Raw genomic sequence first — 26354 nt, 5'->3', positions numbered from 1 at the left:
TGATATGGATGATAAGCAAGATCGCTTAGACCCACGGATTTACGTTGACATCAAACAGCTCAATCGTACGCAAAGCCACGTATCCAGCATTAATTTATTAGGTGCTCGTTACTCTCGCGCACAAATGTCAGGGCGCTATCAGTCCCATGCTCGCGGTCGAGGTCTGAATTTTGAAGAGTTACGTCACTACCAAAAAGGTGATGATATTCGTCAGATGGACTGGAAAGTGACCCAACGAACGGGAAAACCGCACGTCCGTAGTTATACCGAAGAAAAAGATCGGCAAATTATCCTCTGTGTTGATCAACGCAGCGCTATGTACTTTGGTTCGGTAAGTCATATGAAGTCTGTGGTGGCAGCTGAAATTGCAGCACTGATGGGTTGGATGGCGTTAGCACAGAATGACCGTGTGGGTTTTCTCATTTGTGACCATCAACGATTTCATTGGCGTTCAGCAAAACGAGGTGGTAAATCGTATCTACTCGGTCTGAATGAACTGGTGGAAGCTAACCATAAGCTTAATGTCGACGTGCAAAACTCTGCCACTGTCGGTATGAGCCACTGGCTCAAAGCGCTACAGGCGAAAAAATTAAAATCAGCCACTTTCATCATCATCAGCGACTTTACCGATGCCGATGACCAGACGCTTCGCCAACTGCAATATTTGCATCAACACAACGATGTAATCAGTGTCTTTGTCTCTGATCCTCTAGAATCGTCTATGCCTACACATAACTCGGGTTCACCTTGGGTTATCGGAGATGGCGAATATCAGTTTGCTTTGGAGCAAGGAAAACAGAGCGAAAAGGCTTACGAAACCTTGCAACAACGTCATGAAGAAAAACGTGCACAACTGAAAAAGCTGATGGCTGCTCAAAAACTGCCTTGTATAGAAATTGGTACTCATGGTGATCACTTTGTTGAGCTCGCCAAATTTCTGGAGGTGATGAAGTGATCCCTAAACCGCCAGACAGCTACATGCTAAGAAACATTCGCGATGTTGAGTTGCCGGAAGTATTCAGTTGGTTTCCTCAGACGATAGGCTGGAAAATCGTCTTTACCTTGATTGCGTTGTACGCTGCTTATCGCATCTATCGCTACGCAAAGCACTGGTGGCACAACCGTTATCGTCAAGAAGCGATAGATGCACTTTTGTCTCTCACTCCTGATGACGCCAATTGGCCCTATCAAATGGTTAAGATAGTGAAAGCTGTAATTGTGTATCTGGACAAAGGAAACGCGGCTTTGTATGGGGTGAAACTACTGGCTCAAATGGATTACTTATCTACAGATAGCTCGTCTGAAAAACACAGTTCTGCTGGAACACAAACGGTTTTTCAACATGATGATATATGTCTTCAATGGTTGGCTTGTGTCGAAAATTCCAAGTTGGAAAAGCCGAATTTTGACCGTTTGCGCAGTGGCTTAGTTGTTTGGCTCAAAACGCATCAAGTGAAACCGGAAGGTGAGCATGAGTAGTATTGAATTTGCGCACCCTTGGTATTTTTTATTGTTGCCACTTCCTTTGCTGGTGTACTGGCTGGTGCCGGCTTATCACAGCCGTGAAAGCGCAATTAAAGTGCCTTTCTTTTCTCAGATCCTTGAAGCATTAAACGAATCACCGAGAGAAGCCGCAGGTTTGCTTACTTCCCAGTGGTGGCAAAAAGCCACGCTGTTTATTTCATGGTTATTGATTGTGACGGCTTTGGCGCATCCAAGTATTTTGGGAGAAGTTCAAACCAGAGAAGAGTTTGGCCGTGATGTCATGGTGGTGGTCGACTTGTCCGGTTCGATGGCAGAACAAGATTTTACAACAGATGGAAAAAGCTTAACGCGTTTGCAAGCGGCAAAACAGGTATTGAAAGAGTTTGTGGCTAACCGAGAAGGTGACCGTTTTGGTTTGATTTTGTTTGGAGATTCCGCATTTGTACAAACGCCATTTACCGCAGACCGATCCGTGTGGCTGAGTTTACTCAACGAATCCGATGTCGCCATGGCAGGACAGAGCACTAACCTTGGTGATGCAATGGGGCTTGGTATTAAAGTGTTTGAGCAGAATCGCGATCCAGAACAGCAAAAAGTAATGATTGTACTGACTGACGGCAATGATACAGGCAGCTTCGTTGAACCTATTGATGCAGCCAAAATCGCTGCTGCTAAAGGCATTAAAATCTACATGATTGCAATGGGTGACCCTGAAACTGTCGGTGAGCAACCGCTGGATATGGACGTGATAGAACGGGTATCCGCTCTGACCAAAGCACGCTCGTTTACTGCGATTGATCAACAAGCACTAATTGATGCCTATAAGCTGATTGATGAACTGGAACCGCAAACTTATAGCACGGCAACCTACCGGCCTAAAATCAGTCTTCATCATTATTTGATTATTGCTTTAGTCGTTATGCATCTGTTGGTGTTTGGCGCACTCACCATCAAACGTATTCGAGAGGTGCCAAATGAGTGATTGGCAGCTTGAATGGCAATATCTTTTGCAGTTTCATTTTTTACGCCCTTGGTGGTTACTGGCTTTGATACCATTGGCAGTGATTTTCTATTTGCGCTGGAAAGTGAGCTCTGACGAAAATCGCTTTGCTTTTTTCCCACCTCATCTGCGCAATGCGTTAACCGTGCAACGTTCAGGATGGACAAATCAACTGCCGCTCAAAATGCTTATGCTGTTGCTTGTCCTGTCTGTTGTGATCTGTGCTGGCCCTGCATGGCAAAGACAAGCTTCTCCATTTGGTGAAGATTCCGCGTCGTTGATGATTCTGCTTGATAATAGCGAAAGTATGCAGCAGAAAGATGTCGCACCGAGCAGGTTGGAGCGAGCAAAACACAAGATCACTGATTTAACCGAGCTACGTGCTGGTGGTAAGACAGGACTGATGGTGTATGCGGGCAGCTCTCATGTGGCGATGCCGCTTACCAAAGATAATCAGGTGATATTTCCATATTTGTCGGCGTTAAACCCAGACATCATGCCACTTGCGGGGAAGGCTCCTCAAACAGCGTTACCTTTGTTATCACAGCAGATTGAAGCCAACAAAGGCAACTCAATCCTATTAGTGACGGATGGCGTTGATGCCAATGCGGTCAACGAATTTGAACGCTATTTTGAAACTCAGCCTTATCAGCTACTCATTCTCGCAATAGGTAACTCAGATGTTACCGTTGATTCACCAATGGATTTGGCATCTTTGCGCAAACTGGCAGCAAAGAGCAATGGTAAGTTGATTGAAATGAGCATTGATGAAACAGATGTAACGCAGCTTAATAGCCAAATAGAACGATTTATGCTGATTAACAGTGATTCATCGATGCCTTGGCAAGATGAAGGTTATCGCCTGTTATATCCACTAGTATTGCTGATGTTGCTGTGGTTCCGTAAAGGCTGGCTGGTGAAGTGGAGCTTGGTGTTGGTAGTGAGTATGCCCTCACTTATGCCAAATGCTGCGAACGCTGCTGGTATGGTATCGAGCAAAACAGAATCGACAGTTACCACAGAGCAAACGACGTTATGGGACAAAACCGAACAGTGGTGGATGGATTTATGGCTAACGCCTGATCAACAAGCCCAGCGATTGTTTAATCGTGGTGATTACAAGCAAGCGGCTGCTCACTATCAAAAGCCTCTGAACAAAGGCATTGCTTACTACTACGCGGGTGAATTCAAACTGGCGCATTCTGCCTTTATGCAAGATAACACCCCACAAGGGCTTTATTACGCGGCTAGTGCACTAGCCAGACAGCGTGAATATGTAGCGGCTCGTGCTCTGTTAAGGCAATTGAACGAGTTGCCCGATCTCGATAGTGTTTTGCAACAGAATATCGCTCACAACCTTAAAGCTATCAGTGCAATTATTGATGAAATCAACATCATGAGTGAATCTCAGGCTAACAGCATGGATATGGATCAGGAAGTTTCCATTGAACTGCCTGATGGCCAACCTCAAACTGCTGAAGGCGCAGATGAAAACACGTCTGAAGAGAATATGAAAAAGCAGCAGCTCAGTGCAGACGATATCTTAGGTGACCCAAAGCTTGCGGAAGTATGGTTGAAACGTGTAGAAGCCGATCCAAGCCGCTTTTTACAGTCCAAGTTTCAGATTCAGTACAACCAAGCAGGTTCTGAAGTGAACAGAGCGGAGGGTACGGGAAATGATTAAGTGGACTCAGCAACGCATTTCAGAATTTATGCGTGCGATGACATTAGTGTTGTTGCTGATTTTGAGCGGAGTGACATTCGCTGACGAGTCGCAGCCTACACAAGTGACAGTGAAAACCTGGCTTGGTCGCAAACCGACAGATGAACTGCAAGTGTTTGCACCTACTCAACAAATCATCCTCAATATCGAAGTGTCTACTAACACTTGGTATACCGCAGGCACAAAAATTTCATCGTTAGAAATACCCGATGTATTGGCCAAACGTCGCAACCCTTTTGCTGTGAACTCTACGCAGCGCGACAAAGGACAAACATGGTCTCGTCAGTTGTGGGAAGTGGTTCTGTATCCGCAGAAAAGTGGCGACTTTATTGTTCCTCCGGTCTCTCTAGAGGTACAAGTTGCCGGTTCAAACGGCGACAAGCAAAAAGTTATTTTAGAGACAACGCCTCAGCAATTCAGAGTGGAACTTCCGAATGCTGAACTTGGCGGGACGCAAAGTTGGTTTGCCGCCAGTGATGTTAAGGTCAAACAAGATTGGCAAGTTTCTTCAGATGAACCTAAAGTTGGCGACGCTATCACTCGCGTAATTGAAGTTCAGGCGCAAGATTCGCTATCAGTTTTATTGCCGAATTTAATGACTAACTCAGTCAATGACGCATGGCAGGGGTACCTGAATCCACCTGAACTAACGGATACTCAAAGCCGTGATGGTTACTTATCAAAACGTAAAGACAGTCTCACTTATGTTTTGCAGCAAGGTGGGGACATTACTTGGCCGAGCTATGAAATTTGGTGGTGGAATTCGAAAAAGCAAAGCTTGGAGAAAATCACGATAGAAGGATACAAGGTGCATGTTAAGCACACGTTAGCCTCATGGTTAAAAGCCTATCGTTATATGATCCTTGTTACTGCTTTGGTTCTGGTTACGTTGGTAATGCTTATGCTTGCTGCCCGCCGTTATTACCGTACGCATCCATCTCCTGCATGGGTGAAGTATTACTTATCTGTGTTTAAAGGACAGTGGCCGCTTGCGCGCACTTTGCTATACAGAAAAGTACGCAAGACGTCTGGCAGTTTAGAGATTGCCAATACAATGCCAGAACACTTACAAACCAAGTCTTTGCAAGTTCAGGCTGGTGGCGTTAACCGTGTTGTTATGTCGAAGTTATGGCTGAACATAAAACGCAAAGTGAAACGCAAAAGAATGATACCGAAAGCGTTGCCGGAGTTGGATTGCATTAAGAAATAGACAATTTTCTAAGAGATTAACGTCCTGTAATAGGTATGATAGAAGTATATATTTTTCATATATAAAATTAATAAGAAATAAATATTAGAGAGATGGTATGTAGGTTAATTCTTCATTTTTCTAAATTTAGATTTTTTTACATTCATGGATAAGAATCTAGATTAATATGTAATTATTAATTCTAATCAGTCTCTTATATTTTATTTGTGTGAAAAATGAACAATGTTTTCATGCGTTAAGAAAGTTGTATGAAAAGAAGCTTAAAGTCAGCAATACTTATTCCGTTTATTGTCGTGTTTTTTATAACGTTTATCGGGATAACCTCGATTCAGATATATAAGTTTGAACAACAAAGTCGAATGTTGGGTGAGAAGAAAATATTATCTATCACTAACAACATAAAGACGAAACTGGATAACTTCCTTAAAGAAACGATGCATTTTGGAATGGTGATTGGCAATGTAATCGCTTCCAATGAATATAATAAAGGTCATGACATTTCTAATGTCCAAGACTATCTCCACTCCACAGTGACAGATGTTTATCACCTTCTTCCACAAGTTGAAGTGGTTGGGTTTGGTTCAAGTTCAGCAGACTATGTGGGCTTTAGAAAAGGTGAAAATGGCGATAACCAATTGATACTAAAAGATAGCCGAACCAAAGGTCGTTTAACTTTCTATTCTGGAGATTCTGTTTCTAGCGATGCATTGATGACAGTGAACAACTATGACCCAAGAAATAGGCCTTGGTATCTCTCTGTACTAGAAGCTAAAAATCCAATCTGGTCTACGCTATATACAAGTATTGATGTCTACAATAAAACGAATTCGACTATTTCTGCGTCTATCCCTATTAATAATAAATCAGGTGATATAGATGGCGTTGTTTCATTAGATATTAATATCGAACAGTTAATAAACTTCATGCTCAAATTGAAAAGTGAATATGATGCGACGGTTTATATTTTCAATGATAACGGTGAGCTGATTTCAAATAGTGGTTCAGACAATATAAGTAATGTGAATTATTCAAGAGGTGGTATTACTTTAGACCCCGTTATTATTAAAAGTTTGCAACATATTTCAGATTTTAAAAATCATACTTTTGACAAAGTAGTTAAATACAAAACACATGTTGGTGACGAAGGGTTTTACAACAGCATTACCCCTTATGCCGCAGAAGGAACAGAAGACTTTCGTTGGTATATCGGTGTTTCAGTTTCGCAAAGCTCATTGTTAGAAGTTTCGGTTGAAAATCGAATCTTAAGTTGGTTGATAGGTTTAAGTATCTGCACTATCGGTTTATGGATCGTTGCTTACCACATAAACAAAATTATATACCCGATTGAATTAACCATTGAAGCTGCTGACATGCTGGCTTCAGGGCACAAAATTGGAAAAATCAAAAATGATGGCGAAATCAAGGAAATCCAGACGTTAGTAAACAGTTTTAACAGAATGTCGTTAAAAATTGAGAGAACAATAGATAAGTTAAAAAATCAGGCCTTTCATGATGATTTAACAAAGCTATATAGCAAGGCAGGGCTAATTGATAGCTATCAGAAAATCAAAGACAAAAAAGGAACTCTACTAGTATTCAGTATTAGTACGTTCAAAAATATCAATGACTCCCTCGGTTATGAAAAAGGCGATTTAGTATTAAAAGAAGTGGCAAATCGTTTAACAAAATTTTCTGAAGAAGACAGCCTGATTGCCAGAATTGATGGAGGTAAATTTGCTCTACTGTCTCCAAGAGAACTGGATTTCAGGCAATCAAAAACGTATGCCAAAAGCATTAAGCAGTTTTTAACAGAACGTTTAATTATTGATGGGGTCGAGGTCGCTTTTAGAATTTCAGTTGGTGTTGTCACTGATATCCAAGATTATTCAGGAATTGAACAGTGTCTGAGAAATGCAAGTGTTGCACTGTCCGACGGTCAAAAAGGCCAAGGTAGAATTTCCCATTTTAGTCGTGAAATGCTGGAGAAAATTGAGCACAAAACTCAGATGTGTGCTGATATTAAGCATGGAATAGATAATCATGAATTCACTCCGTTTTACCAACCTATTGTAGAGTTGAAAACTGGCGAAGTCGTTGGTGCAGAGGCTCTTGCGCGCTGGATTTCACCTAAGCTTGGCATGGTGCCGCCGGATAGGTTTATTCCTATAGCTGAAGAAAGTGGTTTTATTGACCAATTGGGAGAGTTGATCCTACTTCAGGCTTGTTCAGATATAACGAATGGGATTGCTGAAGGTAAATGGACTGACGATTTCAAAATGCATGTCAATATTTCAGTATTACAGCTTTCTCGCTCTTCGTTTTTGACAAGCTTGCAAGACATCATGAATAGCACTCAAGTGAATCCCAATAATCTGTCTTTGGAGATCACGGAGTCTGGGCTTGCGGAAAACAAAGGTATTTTTAATCGTAACCTAGAAGCAATTATCGCAATGGGAATTCATGTTTCAATTGACGACTTTGGCACCGGGTACAGCTCTTTATCCTATTTGCAAGAACTGGATTTTGACTGTTTGAAAATTGACCGTGCTTTTATCAGTACCTTAACTGAAGATAATTTTGATTCATCATTAACGGCAATGATTTTGAATATCTCAAAGACGATTGATACCTATGTGGTTGCGGAAGGTATAGAGACAGAAACTCAAGCTAAGCTATTAAACCGTTTAGATTGCCAATTTGGGCAGGGGTATTTCTTTGGTAAGCCTGCACCTTATGAATGCTGGAACTATTAAATTGACAGAAACAAAAGCAATTGGTTGTATATGTATCGTGTCTTTTGGTGCTATGTTGTTATTTGTTGGTCGTGTAAGTACTAGTAGCTAGTAAAGAATAATTATGAACAAGGAGAACGTCGTGAAGTTGGCTCATTTAAAAAAATATGCCTTAGCAATTTTGTTTAGCTTAGCTTCTCTAAACTTTGCTTGGGCTGCTGAAGACCCTCTTCCGTCATGGAACTCTGGTCCTTCAAAAACAGCGATCATTAAGTTTGTTCAGTCAGTAACGAATGCGGACTCTCCAGACTTTGTGCCAGTTGCTGAACGTATTGCCACGTTTGATAACGATGGAACTTTGTGGTCTGAGCAACCTATGTATTTCCAGCTTCAGTTTGCACTTGACCGTGTGAAAGCATTAGCGCCTTCGCACCCTAATTGGCAGACAGAAGAGCCGTTTGCCAGCGTTTTGAAGGGTGATTTGAAGAACCTGCATACAGAAGACTTGATGAAGGTGTTGTATGTCACTCACACTGGCATGAACAGTGACGAATTTGATGCGATTGCGAAAGAGTGGATTGCGACAGCGAAGCACCCAATTACGGGTAAGAAGTACACTGAACTGGTATTCCAACCGATGTTGGAACTGCTTGATTACTTACGCGCAAACGACTTCAAAACATTCATTGTTTCGGGCGGTGGTACTGGATTTATGCGAGCGTGGGTTGAGTCTGTATACGGTATTCCGCCAGAGCAAGTGGTAGGCACAACCTTTAAAACTGAGTTTGTTATAAATAACGGCGTACCAGAGATCAAACGTTTACCTGAAATCTTGGTGAACGACGATAAAGAGATGAAAGCTCTGGAAATTTACGAGCGTATTGGTCGTCGTCCTATCGCTGCGTTTGGTAACTCAGACGGTGATTTGGCGATGCTGCAATGGACGTACGCAGGTAAAGGCTTACGCTTCCCAATGTACATTCATCACACGGACGAGAAACGCGAATACAAATACGATCGCGAATCCCATATCGGTCGCTTAGATAAAGGCCTAGATGAAGCGAAAGCAAAAGGCTGGGCTGTGGTGGATATGGCGAAAGAGTGGAAAACTATCTATCCAAACTAACCGTAATCGTTAAAAGAAAAATGTTCTGAAAGAAGCCGCAATTTAAAAGATTGCGGCTTTTTATCTATGCCCGATTTTATTTATGCCCGTACCAATTTCATCAGCTTCACAGCATCTCGTCTTTTATGTACATCTAGCTTTTTGTAGATCTTGTAGATGTGTGTTTTTACAGTACTTTCAGCCAGAAACAATGCTTTGGCGATTTCGCTGTTTGAGCTGCCGTTAGACATTAAATTCAGTATCTGCCTTTCCCTGTTAGTGAGTTGCTCTAAGCATTGATGGCTTGAGCAGCCTGGAATGCGGTATATATTGATCATTCTTTCTAAACAGTCGCGAGGAAGCCATAATCCTCCGTTTAAAATGCATTCAACGCTTTCTGGTAAGTGCTCTATTTTTGCTTCTTCTAGCAGTAGCCCTTTGAGCGATTTCCAGCGTATACACATATCATTTTGTTTGTGTTCGGGAACATTGAAAACCAGAACTCCTAAGTTAAGTACATCAAAATCAGGCAGTTGCTCTGACTGTTCAAGTTCTTTACACACATTGAAATCAATGACGACTAAATCGACATTATTCTGCTTCGATAATTCGGATACTTCACTTGTCTCAATTTTAATATTCTCAATTTTGTTCAATTGATTTTTTATTAAATTATTTTGTAAGGTGTTCTCTGAAATTATCAACAAGTTTTTGATGTTCATAGAAAAACCTAGTAGTTGGCTAGTATTGATAATAATTATTTTATTGGTTTGATTAATAGGTTAGCAATGAGTTGTTCAATTGACCAATTTTTAGGAGGTAATTATTAAAAAGATAACCATAAATAAACTTTAGTACTATTTTAAAGTTTTTTACTTATTAATTTATATCAAATAAATGTTTGAAATTGTTGTAATCAATCTTTTAATGTTGTTTTGAGTCTTGATGTGATTTATTGGTTATTAAAAAGTATCTTTTTAGTCAGTTTAAATAAGTTTTAAAAACATACTTTCATACTACTTGTTAAATTTTTCTGCGTAATGATTTGATTTGGATTGAGTTTATTTATTGTACGCTTGGTTAATTATTCGGTTATTGGTAAGTGTCATTTTTAACTTAATTATATTTTAAAAATACTACCTATAATGAATTTGCCAATCGGCATCCTTAAGCAGTAATTAAAACACTTAATTCACATGGAGTGGATATTATGAATATATGTAAAACAGGTATCGCTATCGCTGTCAGTTCATTAATGGCTAGTGGTTCTGCTTGGGCATTAGTAGACAATAATGATGTGTTGAGTAACAACACAACGTATGTTGATGCGAGTGACACAACGACAACAACAACCAATACTGATCTGAGTGATAACAATAGCTTCAACGATACAAACAGCAACAACAGCAGTACGGACGTTGACCTATTGAGCAACAATGATACAGAAACCAACACGCTAACCAGCAATGATAATGATACAGATGTCGATCTGCTCAGCAACAACACCGACAACAGCGTGAATAACAGCGGTAACTCTTCAAACTCAGCAAGTTGGACAGATAACAGCAGCTCGCAAAGTTATGAGTTGAGCATTGACTCTGAAGTTGTGGTGGCGAATGCCTCTCTCAGCGGCAATGTATCTGGTGTCGGCGTCAGCTATGGTGGTGGTTTTGTAAGTGCGGGTGTCAGTGTTAACAATATGAACTCATTAGATGGTATGAGCGGTGCAGCGGGTATTGTCACTGTGTCTCAAAACTCTGGTGCAAACTCTTTGACACAACAAGCGGTGACTACTAACGCATCATTGTTTACGGATTAATTTAATATCTAAGCAGGAGAAAGCGATGCGCTTAGCAATAATCGCCTTGAGTGCGATGGCTTCGCTATCCGCTAGTGCCGATGATATTAATTTGACTGAACAAGAACTGTCTACAGAAGTCATGGAGAGTTCACGAGGTGGTCAATATTACATCGACATTGAGAGTATAACGGCATCGTCTGAACTCAATGGTGTCAATGCGGGTAATACGGTTAATGACTCTGTGACAGGCAACAATATTATGTCATCAGGCGCATTAGCCAATAGTTCCGGCATTAACAGTGTTATTCAGAATAGTGGTAACAACGTGCTGATACAAAACTCAACGGTCGTAAACCTGACACTCAAATAACATGAACGTTTATCGTTTTTTAATAGTGGCGGTGCTTTTCGTATCAGCACCGTCATACTCATTAAATATACTGCCTAGTCGTGGCCAATATTCTGTGCCAGTAAAGAGCTACAGTGAAGTTGTATTTGGTAATGTATTACGCCAAAAATACGATTTCAGTTGTGGTTCGGCTGCTTTGGCATCCTTACTTTCCTTTCATTACGATATGCCTTCTGAAGAACAAGATATTTTCCAAAAAATGTTTGATAGCGGCGATAAAGAGCTCATTGAACAACAGGGTTTTTCATTGCTTGATATGAAAAAGTACTTGGAATCTGTTGGTCTTAAATCAGACGGTTTTAGACTCAATTTAGACAAGATTCGAGAGCTTGGTGTACCTGGGATTACTCTGGTTGACTTCGATGGTTATCTACATTTTGTCGTGATTAAAGGAATGAACGATGGATTCGTTATCCTTGGCGATCCTTCGAGAGGGACCATGAAAATGAAGTACGAAAGATTTGCAGAACACTATCAGGGAATTGTTTTACTTATTCGTAACCGCGCTGAAGTTGGAAGAACCACGTTTGTTACGGATAACGATTTCTCTGTGTACGCAACGTCTCCCATTCAGCAAGGTATCATGAGAGACAGTTCCGGAAATCTCGGTATTCTTCGACCGAACGTAGGGCAGTATTGAACGCTATGGAGGGATGTATGAAATATCGTTACCTATTTGGAGTCATGATAGCTTTAAATATTCCGGTAGGAGAGGTGGTGGCGAACCCAAATACTAACGCTAACGCACTGTTAATGGTGAGCAATGTGAATCCTCTGGATGACCAACAACTAGCCAGTTATCGAGGTGGGTTTAAATTTCAGAATGACTATATTGTGAATATTGGTTTGAGCATTAAGACAGCAATTGATGGGAATGTGATGCTCAATTCGAGAATTGCCAATTTAGTGATACAGAATGGGAATTTGAAAAATCTTGCGGTGAGTAGTAGTGAGCAAAACCAGCAAGAGGTAGGGCTAGTCAATGTGATTCAGAATGGTGGTGGAAATAATATTTCTGTGGATGAGATCTCTTCCTCATACCGTCCTGAAGTTGTCAGTGCTTCTTCCATCACTAATATTGTTCAAAATACGCTGGATAACAGTGTGATTGGTTTGAGCACGATTGTTGATGTCGACGCACAAGTCGGTTCCGCTTTACAGCAAGTTAGAGTAGCAAAGCAGCTTGAAGAAGCCGTCATGGCTCGCTTCTATTAAAACCTCATATCCTTTCTACTTAGGTAGAAAGGATATTTTAAAACGTTACGGGTACTCTTACTGAAAGCTGAAAGTCTGGCGTATCTTCAGTTAACCCCGCTTGAGCACTAATCCCAAGAGATGTTTTCTTACTAATCGCATAGTTGATCCCAAAGTTAAGCGAGTCCAGTTGGAGCAACTTCGCATCATCATTCTCCACGCCGTTAACTTTGCTTTTAAGTATGGTTTTATGGCTAAGCCCAACGGAAAAAGAAAAGTCAGGGTTAATAGCAAAACCAAAACCACCACTGAGTGAAATGGTGTCTCCTAAATCAACTTCGACCTGTTGATTACTGATTTCCACATCGTCTTTAAAGTTGTAGATGTAGCTAAGACTCGAATAGATGACGGCGGGATCGGAAGGGAAGATCATCGAAATTGAAGGCTCTACGCTCCAAAAACCGGATCCGGTAGGGACATCTAAAAACGTATTTGTACTGGAATCTACCTCAACATCGTAGGGAGATTTACCAGTATCCGATTTCACAATGAAACCCGCCACCCAATATGGGGTGGTGTTAAAGTTGAGTTGCTGGCGAAGCGCAAACTCAATATCCCCAAGCCCTCCACCGTCTAAAGTGGTATTGATGGTATTCGCTTCTGCTCCATCTTGAATTGGCCGGGTAGAGACTTGATCGTTGCGGTAAACATAGGGCAGACGGAGCTCCAACTCAGTACTTCGGGTTAATCCGTAGCGCATCGTCAGCCCCGTGGTAATAGTTGTTCGGTCAGAGTCGGAAACCTCTATTCGACCCACAAGAAGGGTTGGTAAAATTGTGTAACCAACGACGGAAACTTTATTCGATGAGTTTTGCGTGTAACTTATCGAAGTATCGACAGCGAATTTCCCTTTCGGTGTCAAAACCCCTGGTCTTTCAATTATGTCACTGACGGATTGTGGTCGTTTCGCCTCGTCCTTATCCTCAGCCAATACGGGTTGGAATAGACTCAATATGACTGGAAGAAAGGCAACCGATTTATATTTTATTAGCATGTGATTTTTCTATTTAGTTAGGTTCTATTTAACTTAGGTAAATAGTCGAGAAAAATCTTTTTAATGGTCGCTGGAATATGGTTCTTTATTGCTTGTTGGAATTATAAGTTTTGTTGCTTTGTAAGTGGGATGTTGTGTGTAAAATTTAAATGAAGTTGTAAATATAATAGTAAAGTTTATGGATGTTTTTATGTGTCCTACTTTCATAATACTAATTGTTAAAATATTTAGATTAACGTTATCTCTTCAATTTACTTGGAAGGTGAGTGGAACTGATAACAGAACTTCTGGATATCAGTTTAACCTTTTAACTTTGCCTCGTGAGTGCCGCTTTCTTCTAATTAATCGATTCTACGATGAATGACTTTCTGCGATGAAGATTATTTTTTGACCTATGAGTAAGGTTGAACGGATTCGTTAATCAGCGATTCTGCTGACGGTTTGTTGTTAGTTATGAACAATTAAGAACAATTTTGCATATCCAAGAACAAATGTGCATTGGATAAATGCAGGATAAACAACTACTTTACACTCCTTTATTAGAATTATATCTAAAACCCATTTTCCAACGTCTGAGGAATGCAGTATGTCAGTTGCGGTTATCGCTGCTTTAGCAGTATTTACCGGTATTCTCTTCTTGTTGTTTAAACAGCAGCAGAAAAAACACTCACTTTCACGTCTAGTTCTTTTAGGCTTAGTATCAGGCAGCTTGTTTGGCCTTGGTCTGCAACTCATTTTTGGTGAAGGTAACCCAGTAGTTAGCCAGACTCTTGACTGGGTAAAAGTGGTCGGCAGTGGCTATGTCGGTTTACTGAAAATGGTCATTATGCCGCTAGTGCTTGTTTCAATGATTTCTGCGGTTGTAAAACTGGAGAAAGGCGGCTCACTGGGCAAAATTTCTGGTTTAACCATTGGCGTACTGCTTTTCACTACGGCAATCTCTGCGATTATCGGTATTGGTATTGCTCATGTCTTTGGCCTGAGTGCAGAAGGTTTAACAGAAGGTGCGCGTGAAACTGCGCGTATCGCTGTGTTAGAAAGCCGCTCTGCTAGCGTAAGTGATTTGACTATCCCTCAAATGCTCATCAGCTTTATTCCAACAAACCCGTTTGCTGATTTAACGGGTGCTCGTTCAACATCAATCATTGCCGTGGTTATTTTCGGTGTTCTTAGCGGTATTGCTGCACGTAAAGTGATGATTGAGAAAGAAGAGTCAGCTTCGTCTATCCGTAGCTTTGTCGAGAACGCTCAGTTTGTAGTAATGCGCCTTGTGAAAATGATCATGGCTCTAACTCCATACGGTGTTGCTGCTTTGATGGCGAAAGTGGTTGCGACTTCTAGTGCATCAGACATCTTGAATCTACTCAGTTTCATCGTAGCTTCTTATGTGGCTATTGCTTTGATGTTTGTGGTGCACGGTGTGTTGGTTTCTTTTGTTGGTGTAAGCCCGAAAGAGTACTTCACTAAAATTCTGCCTGTACTGACGTTTGCATTTACTTCTCGTAGCTCTGCGGCAACGATTCCGCTAAACGTAGAAGCGCAAATCGAGAAATTACGTGTACCGCCAGCGATTGCAAACCTATCAGCTTCATTCGGTGCAACAATCGGTCAGAACGGTTGTGCGGGTATCTACCCAGCAATGCTGGCTGTAATGGTTGCGCCTAGTGTCGGTATTGACCCACTAAGCATTCATTTCATTGTTTCTCTGGTTGCGATGATCACGATTAGCTCATTTGGTATTGCTGGTGTGGGTGGTGGCGCGACTTTCGCAGCATTGATTGTTCTACCAGCAATGGGCTTACCTGTAACAATTGCTGCTTTGCTTATCTCAATTGAACCACTAATTGATATGGCACGTACGGCGCTAAACGTTTCTGGTGCAATGACAGCAGGAACGATCACTAGCCGAATTTTGGGTGAAACAGTTTCAGACGAAGAGCTGCAAACTCAGAAAGCGTAAGCGAATCAGTTCTATTCATTCGATAAAGGCAGGTATGAAACCTGCCTTTATTTTTTGCCTCAAATATCCTCCACACATTCTATTTACTAGTAAAGGGTGAATAGAATTTCAAAATAGTCTGCCTCATAAGCCATACCTGCCATGTGATATCACTCGAAACACAAATGCATTAAGTTGCTTATTATTCGCTCTCGCCACTAATGATCAGAATCGAAGATGAAAAAGGAGTGAGTTAAATGCTAGAGAAAGTCGAAAGCGTGATGGAAATGAATGGTCTTGAATATGCGCGCAGCACGTACAGTTTGACTGCGAAGTTTAGTTACGGGATTGGTAGCGTAAAAATCAGATACGATCCTGCGACCAATACTTATCTGTATAGCGGTTGTGAAAAAGTGATATGGGTCGGATGTTTTATCTTATTCTGTGTTTCTTTTAACATGATGCTCCATCCATCTGACTATATTCTCGCGGGATATTTAGCGGGGATGATGTTCGCATCGGCAATGTTGAGCTTTTTTCAGCAAGTGCTTCTTCATATTCAGATGTTGGACATCAAAGCACAGCTTAGAGGAGAGGGTATTTATCTCAAGCTCGGTTGATTGCAAAGGCACTTTAGTTAGGAATTTCTTATCTGTTGGATTAACTGGGTTTAGAGATCCGTTAATCCTATGACTGGTGTCGCGATTTATAACCAATCTCAATGTTTAACTTGGTAGTTTGACTCATCTCATCTCTCGCCAATAACAGTTCATATATTATTGCTTTCACCCTCACCCCTATAGTTTAAATGTGATGGCTCACCGCTAATAATTAATACCATAAAAACCATACTGGTTATTGTGGCCAAAAAATTACGTACACAAGTCTACGTTTTAGTTAAGTCAACTGAGTATAGTGTGCATGCTCAGCCACATTAGTAGAAAAGGTATTTTTTTAGCACGATTATAATAATGAAACTTAGTGCACAAATTTTATGTATTTAGAGCGAGCATACTATGTTTAACATTCCAGTCTTAATAGTTGAGGACATTAAAGAAATGTCCAGTATGTTATCCGAGCATATTTCTGGACTTTATCCTTACCAAGTGATTGGCATAGCCCCGACCATAGCAGAAGCGAAGGTGATGATTAACCATCTTAAACCTGCGTTAATTATTCTAGACAATTTCCTTCCTGATGGTACGGGTCTTGATCTGTTAAAATATTTACGAGCCAAGGACAATCCAGTCGATGTTATCTTTGTGACGGCTGCAAATGATTCTCAAACTGCAGTCACAACTGTCCGTTATGGTGCTTTTGACTACTTGTTAAAACCATTCTCTTTGGAGCAGGTTACTGATTCATTAGAGCGCTATTTTGAGTTTAATCGCAGCGTGTATATCGAGAAAGGTGAGAATATCAACCAGTCGTTTGTGAAACGTATATACAATACTCACCTCAATTCTGACAGTATGACTAAACGACCAAAAGGTATTGATTCAATTACTCTACAAAGGGTTTTGGAAGCATTCGATGATGGTGAAAGTTATACCTCTGTAGATATTAGTGAGAAAACGACGATTAGCAGAACAACTGCCAGAAGATATTTAGAATATGCAACGAATATAGGTCAGCTTGTTGCAGATATTGAATATGGCAAGGTAGGCCGGCCTCAGCGAGTATTTCGCAAAGTATATAATAAGCAGAAAGGTTAAATTGTTGATGTCCTCAGTTACATATTAGATATGAAGTATGTAACTGAGGATATGGTATTTTAAAGTGATACGTAGCCTTCAAAAATTTTCTTAGCCGTTCGGATTAAAGAAACAGAAGATACTTTATCGCCTTCTCTGGCAATTTTTAGATCGATAAAGCCAGATGGATGTTCAATGCAGCATTCTTCAAGCTTCTCTTCTAGCTTAAGCAAGTCAGAACTCACCGTTCCCTTATGACAAAGTGACATGGTAATAGCAATACTTCCTGTTACTGCAATCGCTTTGTGACAACGTTTAGGGACGTAATATCTAGCGCAGATTGTACCGCGGCTGCTAGCAGGTTTAGCGATTAATACAGGTTTAGGGATAACTTTATCTGATACATCTCCAAGCCCCATCATCTCACCAGCTTGGCAACGTAGGGCTTCAAGTTTATTAGTAAAGTCTGTGTCGGCATCCAGTTCGGCAGGAGACTCATAACCCGTTTTACCAAATTGTGCGGCATCGACGATCATTACGGGGATGGCTGCATCGACACAGCTAATCCTAAATTCGCCAATGCGGTCGGTGGTATTCCCAGTAGGAAACAGCTTGCCCGTTTTAGCGCCTTCAACACCTATAAAGTTAAGTTCAATTGGCGCACCTGGGCTATTTACACCGCTGATATAGGTGTCCCCTTTATAGCTTACTTTTCCGTTTGGTGTTTGTACGTTCGCGTGAATGATTTTGTTGGTATTAACATTGCGGATTTTTACCGTTGTCATATCTCCCTGAACTTTAACCAGCCCTTTTTCAATTGAAAAAGGGCCAACACCAGAGAGAATATTGCCGCAGTTAGGTGAAAAATCGACAGTACGCTCTTCTATACCAACCTGAGCAAACAAATAATCAACATCAACATCAGGTTGGTCGGAAGGTCCGACAATAGCTACTTTGCTGGTTAAACTATTGCCACCACCAATACCTTCTACTTGAAGTTCGTGGCCTGAACCCATTACATTCACTAAAATTTTGGCTATTTCATCGTGGCTTTGTGGTAAATCGGTAGAAAGGAAATAGGGCCCGCGGGAAGTACCGCCTCTCATTAGAGTACATGGCAGCTTTTGCTCAGTCATAAGATCCTCATTAATAGTTAGTTTGTGTGGAGTCAGGCTATATTCGGATAAATGATGAGAGAGAATTGCGATAATCAAAGCGAGTTGCTTGGGAAATAAAAGATACTATGAACGTAATGGATAAAATTACTTTGTTAATTAGCTTTCTAATTAACAATTCAAACTAAGGTTAAATATAAAAATAAAGCCATTACATAAAGTGTAATGGCTTTTATTAAGATAAGAATTAGATTCTAATTAACGAAATTAAGCTGAAGCTATTTTCTTTTCCTTTCTTATAGCAAGTTTTGAACTAATCATTGGCCAGAAAATCATACCTACTACCGCAATAAGAATAATAACGGTAATTGGGCGTTGGAAGAAAGATAAATAGTCACCATTTGAAATAAGCAGCTGGCGACGGAAAGTTTCTTCCATCATATTGCCAAGTACAATACCCAAAATTAAAGAAGCAGAAGAGAACTTAAATTTCTTAACAAAATAGCCGAAAATACCAAACGCTAACATAATCCAGATTTGGAATACGTCGTTGGTTCTTGCATAAGCACCGATAATTGAGAACATCACAATCATTGGAGCAATTAAGCCGTACGGTAATCTAAGAACCGCCGCGAACGCTTTCACCGCAATACGGCCACTAAAGAAAACAATAATACTTGCAATCAACATTGAGAAGAAGATGCAGTAAAGTAGCAAAGGTTGCTCTGTCATCAACTGCGGTCCAGGTTGCAAACCTTGCAATACCAACGCAGCAAGAATAATTGCGGTTGTTGGTGAACCAGGGATACCCAGTACCAATGTCGGAATCATCGCACCGCCACCTGCAGCATTGTTTGCTGTTTCAGGAGCTAATACGCCTTCTTCCGCGCCTTTACCAAACTGCTCTTTATGTTTACTTGAGCGAGCTGCTTCGCCATAACTAACGATAGAAGCAATTGAGCCGCCTGTACCAGGTAAGATACCAACAGCAGTGCCAATAATAGCAGACTTAAGCACAGTCGCCTTGTAAGACCAGAACTCTTTAAGGCTGATACTCTCAAGAGAGACTTTGCCAGTATCGCCAGTCGTATTATTGTTGTTGCTAGAACGATCAATGATCTGTTTGAACACCTCAGCCATGGCGAATGAACCAATCATGATTGGGATATATTCAATACCATTGAGGAATTCTAGTCGGCCAAATGTCAAACGAGAAACCCCTGTCATCGGATCCATACCAACCATAGCGATAAGAATACCGATAAGGCCTGTAGCAAGTGCTTTCCCAAGGTTTTTTGAACCAACAGAAGAGATACATGCCATACCAAGAAGAGTGAGGGCAAAGTATTCAGCACTTTGGATTTCTAATGCGATGGTAGATAGTGCGGGTGCTAGCAATAGCATTACTAATACGGAAAAGATGCCACCGAATGAAGATCCAGACATAGCAAGCCCAAGAGCTTTACCAGCTTTGCCTTGCTGTGCCATTGGGTAACCGTCAAATGTGGTCGCTACCGATTCTGCTGTTCCCGGTGTGTTGAATAGTATTGCAGTGATTGAACCACCGTAAGCGGAACCCGCATACAAAGCAACAAGCAGAATAATTGAAGGGTAGATACCCATGTAATAGGTAAATGGGATCATAAGAACGATACCCATCGAGGAACTGATACCCGGAAGTGTACCAAAACACACACCCAAGAACATACCGACGATGATCAAGATAAAATTCGCAGGTACAAAAATAACTTGTAATGCGTCTAACAATAATGAGAAGTCCATTATTTTACTCCAGATTAATATTAGTAGAGTAGGTAACTAATTGATTGGAAAATACTGATACCGCGCGGAAGTGGTATGCTCAAAATATTACCAAATACAACAGTGAATGCGATTGCACTAATTACAGTGGTTAAGGCCAGTTGTAATGGCTTTCTTTGATTAAGAATATACATTACCGACGAAACGATAATAGCCGCGCCAAACCAAAAACCTACATAATCAATAACCAATACGAACATGACAATCACGGATAAAACCGCAAGGAAACCTGGATCTAACTCTTTAATTTTTCCGTTATTCTTACTACTCTCGCCTTGGGCTTTATAAGCCTTAAAGGCTTTATAGAGTGAAGGAATTAAAAGTAAAATAGCTAGAATAATAACTACCTGAGGAAATCCAGCAGGACCAATTGGGTCACTCATTCGAGCTGTATTGATATCTAGTGAAGCGTTAAAAAATAACCCTAGCACTGTTAAAAGAAATACATGGAAGATTATCTCACCCATTTTATTTACCTCGCTTATTTAAGCCCAACTTTAACGGCGACTTTGTCAAACTTCTTATACTCAGATTCCCACTGTTTATAGAAACCTTCGGCGTCAAGATAGCCTGGACGAATATTAACTAAGTTCAGTTCTGCAAAATCTTTGTATTCTTTTGTTTCATAGGCAGATTTCATTTTATCAATCAGATACTGTTTAACTTCTGGAGCAGTACCTTTCTTAACAACAAATCCACGCCATGAACCGATAGTAACGTCGTAGCCAAGTTCAACAGCTGTTGGTACTTCTTTAAAGACATCAATTTGATCAATACGTTGGTCATTCAATACCAAAACTGGTTTCACTTTGCCGTCTTTAATGTAATTGACCGCTGATACAATTTTGTCCAAGTAAATGTCGACTTCACCACCCAGTACAGCCGCTTTTACTTCTGAACCAGAACGGTAAGGGATGAACTTAACTTGAACGCCTGTTTCATCGGCTAATGCGTTAAGAGTTAAATCATCCAGTCCACCAGGGCTTACACCACCGAATGTGACAGGGTTAGTTTGACCGAATTTAACAAGTTCTTCGAATGACGCGAATTTACTGTTTTCAGGTAGGCACAATACGTATACATCTGATTGAATTCGCGCAAGCGGTTCAAAATCACGCATAAATTTAACAGCTTTGCTGACGCCTAACGCATCCGCAATCACCATAGAAGGAGTAACTTCTAAGATGGTGTACCCATCGCTTGGTTGTTGAGCCGCATAAACCATTCCGACAAGGCCACTACTGCCTTTTTTATTGACCGCCTGAATAGGTTGAGGCATATCGCTAGCCATTAGTGTAGAAAATTTACGAGCGAAAGTATCGCTAGCGCCACCTTCACCAAAAGGAATAATCATTTCTATAGGTTTCGCTGGGTATACTGATTTATCTTCTGCTTTGTTTTCTTGCCCACAACCTGCAAGTAATAATGCTGCTGCAACACCTGATAGAGCAATTAACTTTTTCATATTTACATCCTCAAATTATTGGATTTTATGCTGGTTCAAAACTTGAATATGGGACCAATCATATCGCTCTAATAAGATTAGGATTGTGATGGTTATTGATATCAATCTGGAACATAATTGATAGTATGAAGTTAATGGACAAAATAAGAAAATCACTCTAACTTAATGTTTTTTAAAGGATGAATATTTTAATTATATTAGTTTCCTACAAAGGGATTTTATGTATACTTTGAACTAGTGAATTTTATTCAGAGATAAGCCATTGTGAAGCCGATATCATTTTTCCAGAAAATTTTACTTATAATGCTATTTTCAGCTTTTGTTATTGTATTTACATTTGAGTATGTTCTTTATGAGAATATTAATTCTGTAAGAGTTGATAGCATAAAATCTCTCGCATTAAGCCAGGCTAAGCTTATCGCATCCAATCAAAACCTCAGACAGGCTGTATATCACCAAGATAGCCTTATGATATCCAGATTAATGGAAAACTATATTCCACCAGAAGATATAGATTATGTTTCCATAACAAATACTCAACAGATTCGACTCTATCATAGTGAAGGTCGAGGAATCGGGCAGCCTTTGGTTAATGTCGATTTTGATAAAATAAAAAATGGTAATGATGTTACTTCGATTAGTACAGGAATGGAAAATAAGCTTTTGATAAAAGCTAGAGTTCCAGTTTTCTTTGATGATAAATTTTGCGGTGTAGTATCCGTTGGAATTAATTATGATAAGGCCTTAGGTCAACTCTCAAAAAGATATTTTTCTACCCTAATAATCTCTTTGTTACTTCTGTCTTTTTTTGGTTTCTTTAGCTTAAAATTTGTTCATTACCTCAGAAGGAAAATGTTTCATCAGACACCTCAGCAAATTGAAATGGCTTTAAAGTTGAGGCAGGGAATACTTAATACAGTCTTTGAAGGTGTCGTTGCCATAGATAAAGCAAATCATATTTTAGTGATTAATGACTCTGCGCTGCGCGATCTAAACATTCTAGATGGGCGTGATAAAGTGAATGGTTCTCACATTTCAGACTACTTATATCCCATTGAATTTTTTGATATTTCAAATGAAGACGAGATTGTAAGTTATCCCATGACATGCAATGGGGAAGAGTTTATTGCGAACAGACGATTTATGTATGATGAGCAAGGTGAAAAATCCGGTGTTGTCATTAGCTTACGTATAAAAAAGGGATTAGAAGAACTCGAACAAATTATAAACTATGCCAATAATGATAAAGAGAATTTACGCGCGATAATCCATGAATTTAATAATCAGTTGTCAATCGTTTATGGCTTGCTACAAATGGAGCAATACGATAAAGCAATTAACTTTATTAAAGACGAACATAAAAGCAAGCAAAGTGACATTTTTAATCTTTCAAAAATGTTCCAGTGTTCTACTTTTGTTGCTTTGATTTTAAGTAAGCTCTCAAGAGCTAAAGAGCTTGGTATTGTTCTAGAAGTCGACCCATTTAGCTATGTTCAATCTGATACTATGCCTATCAGTGAAAATGAATTGAACTGTATTGTTGGTAATCTATTAAATAATGCATTTGAAGCTATTATTTCATCAAAAAGTAGTGACCGGACTGTTCGATTGTATGTGTATGAAGGTGATGATTTTATCATCGAAGTAGAAGATAGTGGCTGTGGTATTCGTGATGACGAAATAGATAAGATATTTGATAGAAAATTCACCAGGAAAAAAGACCCGAATCATGGGATTGGCTTAAACCTAATAAATAATATTGTAACTAGCTCTAATGGAACAATTGTTGTAGAACAATCAGAGTTGGGAGGAGCACTATTCTCTATATATATTCCCTCCACTGAAGTGAGCCTAGTCAATGAAGCATAAAAATTATGTTCATAAAAAACATAGTGTTCTTTATGCTAAGTGGGCAGTTAGTTATTAATCACGTTACCGACAATACAAACTAATGACAATAATACTATTCATCACAATAGGAATAGTATTATGGATACAATTTATCAGCATTACATTAATAAGTGTAAAGAGCGTGAACTGATTGGCGTGAACAAACCCTCTCTATCCGCTGAAGAGGTCACCGCTTGCTTTTCATTGCTTGAGACTGAGACAAATGACTTTCGAGTAGCTGAATTGGTTGAACTGATTACCAATCAAACTCCAGCAGGGGTCGATGACGCAGCACTCGTTAAGGCTGATAAGCTATTTGCTATCGCGCAACAGAAGTTAAGAGTAAGTGGAATTAGCCCAGTAGAAGCAACAAAGCTGCTAGGCAGTATGGTAGGCGGTTACTGTGTCGATAAGCTAATAACAATCCTAGATGATGATGAGCTGGCTCAGACAGCGGCTGAGCAATTGAAAAATATCATCTTGGTTTACGAAAAAGCGGACGATGTTGTTGTTAAAGCGCAAGCTGGTAATAAATACGCTGCTGAAGTGGTAGATAGCTGGGCAAACAAAGAATGGTTCACTCATCGTCCAGAGGTTGCTCAGTGCTTGACGATGACGGTATTTAAAGTGTCTGGCGAGAGTACAACGGATGATTTCTCTCCTGCTCCAGATGCTTGGTCTCGCCCCGACATTCCTCTACATGCGAGAAGTATGTATAAGAACCCGCGTGATGGTGTACAACCAGATGAAGAAGGTGTCACTGGTCCGGTAGCTCAAATAGAACAACTAAAATCTAAAGGACATCCCATCTGCTTTGCCGGTGATGTTGTTGGTACGGGGTCCTCTCGAAAATCCGCCGCTAACTCATTGATTTGGTATATCGGTGACAATATTCCATTTGTACCCAATAAAAAGGCTGGTGGAGTTGTACTAGGTGGGAAAATTGCGCCGATATTCTTCAATACGCTGGAAGATTCCGGAAGCTTGCCAATTGAGGTTGATGTTACTCAGCTAAACACTGGTGATGTTATCGACATTTACCCTTATCAGGGGGTTATCTGTAAGCATGGCTCTAATGCGGAAATTGCGACCTTTAAATTAAAGCATGAATCAATTTTGGAACAGGTTCGCGCTGGCGGTCGGGTTCCATACCTAATCGGACAGTCTCTAACGAATCGAGTACGTAATGCATTAGGAGCTCCTTCAACAGAAAAGGGTAGCGAGAAGGCAACTGGACCGTTTACTCAGGCACAAAAAATAGTAGGTAGAGCATGCGGTGTTGAAGGTATAAAACCCGGAATGTTTTGCACACCTAAAGTGACTACTGTCGGTTCACAGGACACAACGGGTGGTATGACTCGAGATGAGATAAAAGATCTCGCCTGTACGAAATTTAGCGCAGACCTTGTTATGCAATCTTTCTGTCATACCTCTGCTTACCCAAGAGCTATCGATAGCAAACTGCATGAGACATTACCGGGTTTCTTCCATTCTCGAGGTGGTATCGCACTTCGCCCGGGCGATGGTGTCATTCACTCATGGTTGAACCGCATGTTGGTACCAGACACTCTTGGTACTGGTGGAGACAGCCATACGCGTTTCCCTGTGGGAATATCATTCCCAGCAGGCTCCGGAATGGTCGCCTATGCTGCTACAACAGGCACTATGCCAATAGATATGCCGGAATCCGTGCTTGTCCGATTTACCGGCGAAATGCAGGCGGGTATTACCTTACGAGATCTGGTACACGCGATTCCATATTTCGCTATTCAGAAAGGATTGCTCACTCTGGAAAAAGCAAACAAGAAGAACGTTTTTTCTGGTCGCATCATCGAAATTCAAGGGCTTGAACATCTAAGTGTTGATGAGGCATTCGAACTAACGGACGCTTCTGCTGAGCGATCTTCTTCAGCTTGTAGCATTGCACTCTCAGAAGATAAAGTGATCGAACATATGAAGTCGAATATCACTTTATTGAACTGGATGATAGCTAACGGTTATGGCGATCGTACGGCACTGCTAAATAGAATCCATGCTATTGAAACATGGTTGAAAGAGCCGACTTTAATTAAAGCCGATGAAGATGCTGAGTATGCAGACATTATCGAAATTGACCTCACTGAAATTAAAGAACCTATCCTCTGTTGTCCTAACGATCCTGATGATGCGAAGCTTTTATCAGATGTCACTGGAACTGAGGTAGAAGAAGTCTTCATTGGTTCGTGTATGACTCATGTTGGCCATTTCAGAGCGGCTGCACAGTTGCTATCAGAACAGAACCAAATTGTTCAATCAAAATTATGGCTAGCACCACCTACCAAGATGGACGATGTTCGCCTCCGTAAAGAAGGGTGTTTTAACACCTTCGTCCGATTTGGTGGACGTATAGAAGAACCCGGGTGTTCTCTATGTATGGGTAACCAGGCGAGAGCGATGGAAGGTACAACGGTTGTTTCAACCTCTACTCGTAACTTCCCCAATCGTATGGGAACAAATACAAATGTGTTTCTTGCATCAGCGGAACTGGCTGCAATTACCGCAATTATCGGACATCTTCCAACGGTAGGTGAATATCTTGAGGCGGTGTCTGTACTTCAAGAGAATAAAGAAAAAATCTATCATTATTTGGCTTTTGATAAGGACCCACTTTATAACAAAGAGCTAAATCTTCTTATTGCTTAATTTAACCCATGTACTATCCATTTTTATGGATAGTA

General features: G+C 40.5%; 22 protein-coding genes. 16 read left to right on the top strand and 6 right to left on the bottom strand.

Features of this window, described 5'->3' with window-relative positions:
* Window positions 1–4 precede the first annotated feature (4 nt).
* The 7 genes from L3V23_RS08290 to L3V23_RS08260 all read left to right on the top strand — a co-directional run bounded on the left by L3V23_RS08290 (window position 5) and on the right by L3V23_RS08260 (window position 9276).
* Window positions 5–955 (top strand): DUF58 domain-containing protein, encoded by a 951-nt coding sequence (locus L3V23_RS08290; protein WP_237292197.1) that lies wholly within the window; start codon window positions 5–7, stop codon window positions 953–955.
* Window positions 952–1479, top strand: coding sequence for a DUF4381 domain-containing protein (locus L3V23_RS08285; protein WP_102965233.1), 528 nt, complete (start codon window positions 952–954; stop codon window positions 1477–1479). The genes L3V23_RS08290 and L3V23_RS08285 overlap by 4 nt, the downstream gene beginning before the upstream one ends.
* Entirely contained in the window at window positions 1472–2467 is a 996-nt protein-coding gene (locus L3V23_RS08280; RefSeq protein ID WP_237292196.1) for a VWA domain-containing protein, read from the top strand. The genes L3V23_RS08285 and L3V23_RS08280 overlap by 8 nt, the downstream gene beginning before the upstream one ends.
* Entirely contained in the window at window positions 2460–4169 is a 1710-nt protein-coding gene (locus L3V23_RS08275) for a VWA domain-containing protein (RefSeq protein WP_237292195.1), read from the top strand. Before L3V23_RS08280 ends, L3V23_RS08275 begins: the two co-directional genes overlap by 8 nt.
* Entirely contained in the window at window positions 4162–5418 is a 1257-nt protein-coding gene (locus L3V23_RS08270; protein ID WP_237292194.1) for a BatD family protein, read from the top strand. The genes L3V23_RS08275 and L3V23_RS08270 overlap by 8 nt, the downstream gene beginning before the upstream one ends.
* Before the next feature lie 248 nt (window positions 5419–5666).
* Window positions 5667–8171: an EAL domain-containing protein gene (locus L3V23_RS08265; RefSeq protein WP_102965236.1), complete on the top strand. Its 2505-nt coding sequence runs from the start codon at window positions 5667–5669 to the stop codon at window positions 8169–8171.
* Window positions 8172–8292: 121 nt separating this feature from the next.
* Window positions 8293–9276, top strand: coding sequence for an HAD family hydrolase (locus L3V23_RS08260; protein WP_102965327.1), 984 nt, complete (start codon window positions 8293–8295; stop codon window positions 9274–9276).
* A gap of 80 nt (window positions 9277–9356) precedes the next feature.
* Here L3V23_RS08260 and L3V23_RS08255 read toward each other — a convergent pair whose 3' ends face one another.
* On the bottom strand, window positions 9357–9977 hold the full coding sequence (locus tag L3V23_RS08255) for a response regulator transcription factor (RefSeq protein WP_102962489.1): 621 nt from the start codon (window positions 9975–9977) through the stop codon (window positions 9357–9359).
* A 488-nt stretch (window positions 9978–10465) separates the two neighbouring features.
* Here L3V23_RS08255 and L3V23_RS08250 point away from each other — a divergent pair, with 488 nt between their 5' ends.
* Genes L3V23_RS08250 through L3V23_RS08235 form a run of 4 tightly spaced genes read left to right on the top strand, consistent with a single transcriptional unit; the run spans window position 10466 to window position 12680 of the window.
* Window positions 10466–11074, top strand: a complete 609-nt coding sequence (locus tag L3V23_RS08250) for a hypothetical protein (protein ID WP_052404598.1) — start codon at window positions 10466–10468, stop codon at window positions 11072–11074.
* 25 nt (window positions 11075–11099) lie between these two features.
* A complete protein-coding gene (locus L3V23_RS08245) occupies window positions 11100–11426 on the top strand; it encodes a hypothetical protein (protein WP_042485895.1) in 327 nt (108 codons plus the stop codon).
* 1 nt (window position 11427) lies between these two features.
* Window positions 11428–12105: a C39 family peptidase gene (locus tag L3V23_RS08240; protein ID WP_237292193.1), complete on the top strand. Its 678-nt coding sequence runs from the start codon at window positions 11428–11430 to the stop codon at window positions 12103–12105.
* A gap of 17 nt (window positions 12106–12122) precedes the next feature.
* On the top strand, window positions 12123–12680 hold the full coding sequence (locus tag L3V23_RS08235) for a hypothetical protein (RefSeq protein WP_237292192.1): 558 nt from the start codon (window positions 12123–12125) through the stop codon (window positions 12678–12680).
* A gap of 37 nt (window positions 12681–12717) precedes the next feature.
* Here the strand turns inward: L3V23_RS08235 and L3V23_RS08230 are convergent, their stop codons facing one another.
* Window positions 12718–13713 carry a transporter gene (locus tag L3V23_RS08230; RefSeq protein ID WP_102969648.1) on the bottom strand — a complete coding sequence of 332 codons (996 nt, stop codon included), beginning with the start codon at window positions 13711–13713 and terminating at the stop codon, window positions 12718–12720.
* Between the two features lie 586 nt (window positions 13714–14299).
* Between L3V23_RS08230 and L3V23_RS08225 the strand changes: the two genes are divergently transcribed.
* From L3V23_RS08225 to L3V23_RS08215, 3 genes are all read left to right on the top strand, one after another.
* Window positions 14300–15673 carry an L-cystine transporter gene (locus L3V23_RS08225; protein WP_237292191.1) on the top strand — a complete coding sequence of 458 codons (1374 nt, stop codon included), beginning with the start codon at window positions 14300–14302 and terminating at the stop codon, window positions 15671–15673.
* 236 nt (window positions 15674–15909) lie between these two features.
* A complete protein-coding gene (locus L3V23_RS08220; protein WP_102965238.1) occupies window positions 15910–16272 on the top strand; it encodes a hypothetical protein in 363 nt (120 codons plus the stop codon).
* 396 nt (window positions 16273–16668) lie between these two features.
* On the top strand, window positions 16669–17367 hold the full coding sequence (locus L3V23_RS08215; RefSeq protein ID WP_102954255.1) for a response regulator: 699 nt from the start codon (window positions 16669–16671) through the stop codon (window positions 17365–17367).
* A gap of 59 nt (window positions 17368–17426) precedes the next feature.
* Here L3V23_RS08215 and L3V23_RS08210 read toward each other — a convergent pair whose 3' ends face one another.
* From L3V23_RS08210 to L3V23_RS08195, 4 genes are all read right to left on the bottom strand, one after another.
* Window positions 17427–18482 (bottom strand): 4-oxalomesaconate tautomerase, encoded by a 1056-nt coding sequence (locus tag L3V23_RS08210; protein WP_237292190.1) that lies wholly within the window; start codon window positions 18480–18482, stop codon window positions 17427–17429.
* A gap of 246 nt (window positions 18483–18728) precedes the next feature.
* Window positions 18729–20243 (bottom strand): tripartite tricarboxylate transporter permease, encoded by a 1515-nt coding sequence (locus L3V23_RS08205; RefSeq protein WP_102954257.1) that lies wholly within the window; start codon window positions 20241–20243, stop codon window positions 18729–18731.
* Window positions 20244–20263: 20 nt separating this feature from the next.
* A complete protein-coding gene (locus L3V23_RS08200; protein ID WP_102954258.1) occupies window positions 20264–20749 on the bottom strand; it encodes a tripartite tricarboxylate transporter TctB family protein in 486 nt (161 codons plus the stop codon).
* Between the two features lie 14 nt (window positions 20750–20763).
* Entirely contained in the window at window positions 20764–21747 is a 984-nt protein-coding gene (locus L3V23_RS08195; protein WP_237292189.1) for a tripartite tricarboxylate transporter substrate binding protein, read from the bottom strand.
* A 264-nt stretch (window positions 21748–22011) separates the two neighbouring features.
* Here L3V23_RS08195 and L3V23_RS08190 point away from each other — a divergent pair, with 264 nt between their 5' ends.
* Together L3V23_RS08190 and L3V23_RS08185 are read left to right on the top strand one after the other, a co-directional pair.
* Window positions 22012–23616, top strand: coding sequence for an ATP-binding protein (locus L3V23_RS08190; protein ID WP_237292188.1), 1605 nt, complete (start codon window positions 22012–22014; stop codon window positions 23614–23616).
* A 120-nt stretch (window positions 23617–23736) separates the two neighbouring features.
* On the top strand, window positions 23737–26319 hold the full coding sequence (locus tag L3V23_RS08185; protein WP_237292187.1) for a bifunctional aconitate hydratase 2/2-methylisocitrate dehydratase: 2583 nt from the start codon (window positions 23737–23739) through the stop codon (window positions 26317–26319).
* Window positions 26320–26354 lie beyond the last annotated feature (35 nt).

It is taken from the genome of Vibrio sp. A1-b2 (genome assembly GCF_021726015.1).
In the GTDB taxonomy this organism is placed as follows: domain Bacteria; phylum Pseudomonadota; class Gammaproteobacteria; order Enterobacterales; family Vibrionaceae; genus Vibrio; species Vibrio diazotrophicus.
This window is presented reverse-complemented; position numbering and strand designations above follow the sequence as displayed.